Annotated in this window: 1 protein-coding gene; it reads right to left on the reverse strand. The window is 41.3% G+C overall.

Going from position 1 to position 281, the window contains the following annotated elements; translation table 11 throughout:
- Positions 1-281 (reverse strand): hypothetical protein (locus HMPREF9075_RS13380; RefSeq protein ID WP_009414833.1); only part of this gene is annotated, 281 nt, incomplete at both ends.

Genomic DNA, 281 nt, shown 5'->3' on the forward strand with positions numbered 1-281 from the left:
TTACTGCTTGTTGTGCTACCACCTGTCCGTCTTTAATAATCTTATAGGTATACGGAAAATATGGTGGGTAACTCAACTGTATTTGCAACGCTCCCAGTCCGCCATTACATAGCGGATTGGTTGCTGTTACTTGCAATGAAGGAGTAATTTGCTGTATGGTAACTTCTTTTTCGTATACACAAGTTACTATACTTTGGGTATTAGCGGTAGGCAAAGTTGCTTGCAGCTTATAAGTACCAGGGTCTAGGTTCTTAAACTCTACACTCGTTTGCCAAGCTCTC

Source organism: Capnocytophaga sp. oral taxon 332 str. F0381 (assembly GCF_000318275.2).
GTDB lineage: Bacteria > Bacteroidota > Bacteroidia > Flavobacteriales > Flavobacteriaceae > Capnocytophaga > Capnocytophaga bilenii.